Here is a 3,213-nt window from a genome sequence, read left to right on the forward strand (position 1 = left end):
CGCTCGTTTACGCAGCTCAGCGGGATAGGAGGAAGGACGTGCCATGACTCAATCCTTTCACGGAATCAAGTCTCTAACGAACACGGGGCGGTTCATTAGACGCAGAAGCCACCCACAACATCCCCCGCCACCAAACCCCGTTCTCAACCAACCCCCAACACCGCAGCCCACACCCCACCCCACACACCAACTACCACTCCCCGGATCGACACCAGCGTTCTGAGGGTCCCTTCACGACAGGCTGCCTGTATCGCGTGACCCGCTCTGCCTTGTTGTACGTAGAGGACAGTGAGAGCGGAGCGCTGAGCACGAACGAAGCGCTGAGCCCCACGACCGGAGGAATTCTTATGACGGATGACGTACTGGCGCAGCTGATCGACGGGTATGAGTTTCAGTACGATGGAGGTTTCCCCGTCCTCCCACCGGCGTCCATTCGCCTGGGAAAGCGTCTTCAGGACTCGCTGGTCAAGAACAACACTGTAAATAGCCAACTGGGTCCGCTGTCACAGGCGGCCCTGCTAGCGAAGTCCTTCGCACTCGTCACGACAGCCAGCGGCAAGGTCGGACTGCACCCAGGCACCCTCCGCACGGGCGGAACACTTCGGGCGCCGATATCGGATAACGAACTGGCGCAGCTGATCACCAACCACACTTTTGAGATGCGTGAAGGCCGTCCCGTCCTCCCACCGGATAGCGGCGCCGATCCCTTGGGCCCACGTCTTCGCAATGCGTTGGTAACCAGGATCGGCACCGTGAGTTCCAAGTTGGGCCCGCTGTCGCAGGCAGCCCTGCTAGCGAAGTCCTTCACTCTCGTTACGACAGCCAGCGGCAAGGTCGGACTGCATCCCGACACCCTCCGCACGGGCATACGACACCGACCCACCGTACAACCACAGCGAACGGCAGGATCAAGCGCTACTCCTCTCGGACAACCGACGGGGCAACAACAGCCCTCCCCCGGAGAAGTGACCGCGGCAAATGCTCTCCTGACCATCCGGCACCCGGCCACGACCCAGGCTGCCACCGCTGCTGCTGCCCACCTGAGCCCTGTGCCTGCCGCAGCCCCTGCCGCAACCACCACACAGCCCGCCCCCACCGCGTTTGCAGGCCCCGGCGGACGCAACCTCTTGAATCCCTCACGCGGTTGATGACAGCCACGAGGCCGTCGCCCGGCAGCTGAACGACCTGTATTGACTACGTCGCCACACCCGTAACCACGCGCCGCAGCCTGGCGGCCCGTCTGCACTGCCTCACACGCAGTACTCACGTCCGCCAGGCTGCTCGCGAAGCGGGCGTGACGGTCACCGGCCCGACCACGACAGCGCGCTCGCCCCTGTTCCACAGGTATGACACCGCCGGATGTGTGCAGTACCCGGCCGTTCTCAATTCCGCCTCGCGCAGCCAACCGCACCGTCGGCGGCTTGCTCTCGCCGGCAGACGCCAGCCACCCGTGGATGGGTCGGTCGTTCTGCAACAGCCGTGGCGCCCAGGAAAAGCCGAAGTCATGCTGATCCGGGCCGAGCCGGTCGGGGAGATCGGCGTCGGCATCGCCTGCGACGTCCCCGACCCATGGCGCCGTCCCGTCAGCCGGCCTCAGAAGCCGTTGTCTTTCCGATAGTGACGGGTGCGTTTCCGCTGGTCAGGCATAGTTCCGGTGCCTCGGTGGCAGAGACAGGGCGTCGTGTCGTCTTTTCGGTGGAGGTCTCGGGTGCCGTCGGTGATGGGGCTGCTGGAAGAGGGTGAGCGTGCTGTCCGGCAACGGGGGGCGGCCCTGCAGGCCGAGCTGCAAGAGGCGGAAGCCTCGTGGGAACGGTTCGTGATCGCCCGTCAGACGGTGGCCGAGGTCCTGGCAGAACCTCCTGCAGGCGAGGAGGCGCCCCTGGCCGAGGTGGCCGGTCACCGGCCTGCGCGGGTCGCAGAGGCGGTGCCCGGATCGGTGGTTCGCGCCTGGAGGGACGGGCTCGCTCTCGACTCGCTGGCGCCGGACTACCAGCGGCTCGTGGAGATCCTGGCCGGTCGGGGCGGGGAGGCGATGGACTGCCGGCGGCTCGCGGCGGCCCTGGGCCTGGAGGTGGTCGCGGCGAAAGTCGAGGGAGTTCGGTCGAGGGTGAAGCGCCTGGCCGCGCGGGGCTGGCTGGTCGAAGAACGCCCGGGAATGTTCAGGACGGTCCCCGGGCGAGCCGGCGGCTCATGACCATGCTCATCGACCACCGGATCATCGCCTCGGAGGTGTCGGCGCGGGTCTCGTAGTCGCGGGCCAGGCGGCGTGAGCGCATCAGCCACGCGAACGTCCGCTCGACCAGCTACCTCTTGGGCAGCACGGTGAAGCCGGTGGCGTCGTCGCCGCGTTTGACCACGGTCAGCGCGATCTGCAGAACGTCGCGGGCGATCTCGACCAGGCGTCCGGTGTAGCCGCCGTCGGCCCACACCAGCGAGATGCGCCAGTGCCGCTGGCGCAGTCGCTCCAGCAGCGTCCCGCCGGCCTCGCGGTCGGTGACGGATGCGGCTGTGACCAGCACCGTCAGCAGCAGCCCGAGCGTATCCACGGCGATGTGCCGCTTGCGGCCGTTCACCTTCTTCCCGCCGTCGAAGCCCCGGCTTGCGGTCGGCACCGACGCCGCCGCCTTCACCGACTGGGCGTCGATGACGCTCGCGGTCGGCTCCGGATCGCGGCCCGCCGCCTCGCGGATCCGATCCCGCAACCGGTCGTGGAACTCGGCGACCAGGCCCTTGTCCCGCCAGCGCCGGAAGAACGCGTAGACGCGGTCGCAGGCGGGGAAGTCCGCCGGCATCGCCCTCCAGGTGATGCCACCCGCGACCAGGTAGCGCACCGCGTCGACCAGCCGGCGGTGGCAGTAGCCCTCCGGCTGTCCACCGCGGCCTTCCAGCCAGGACGGCACGGGCATCGCGTCCCGCACGACGGCCCATTCCACGTCCGTCATGTCCGAGGGGCATCACGGACGCCTGTGCGGGTTGTTCCCGGCGTTCCCGAACCGGTGGGCGAGACAATCACACTCCCGGGCAGCCGAGTTGGAAGTGCCTGGCGCAAGGGCGTACAACTGCGACAACAGGGCCTCCTGGCGTGCTCAAGGTCTCGACAACCCCGAGCTGCACCAGAGGCCCTAATCCGTTGCTAAGGGCGTTCCGAGGAAGCGGTTGGTTCCCGGGATGTTCGAGTGCCGGACCGTGACACCTGGTGGCTGCCGGGCGGGC

General features: G+C 67.5%; 2 protein-coding genes. One reads left to right on the plus strand and one right to left on the minus strand.

The genetic code is table 11. The features are described 5' to 3' along the window. Positions 1-1,708: 1,708 nt before the first annotated feature. Positions 1,709-2,194 (plus strand): hypothetical protein, encoded by a 486-nt coding sequence (locus ACZ5VQ_RS49260; protein ID WP_469110753.1) that lies wholly within the window; start codon positions 1,709-1,711, stop codon positions 2,192-2,194. Positions 2,195-2,303: 109 nt separating this feature from the next. Here ACZ5VQ_RS49260 and ACZ5VQ_RS49265 read toward each other — a convergent pair whose 3' ends face one another. Next, positions 2,304-2,942 (minus strand): IS5 family transposase, encoded by a 639-nt coding sequence (locus ACZ5VQ_RS49265; RefSeq protein WP_469110754.1) that lies wholly within the window; start codon positions 2,940-2,942, stop codon positions 2,304-2,306. Positions 2,943-3,213 lie beyond the last annotated feature (271 nt).

It is taken from the genome of Streptomyces sp. NPDC033178, from assembly GCF_055577685.1.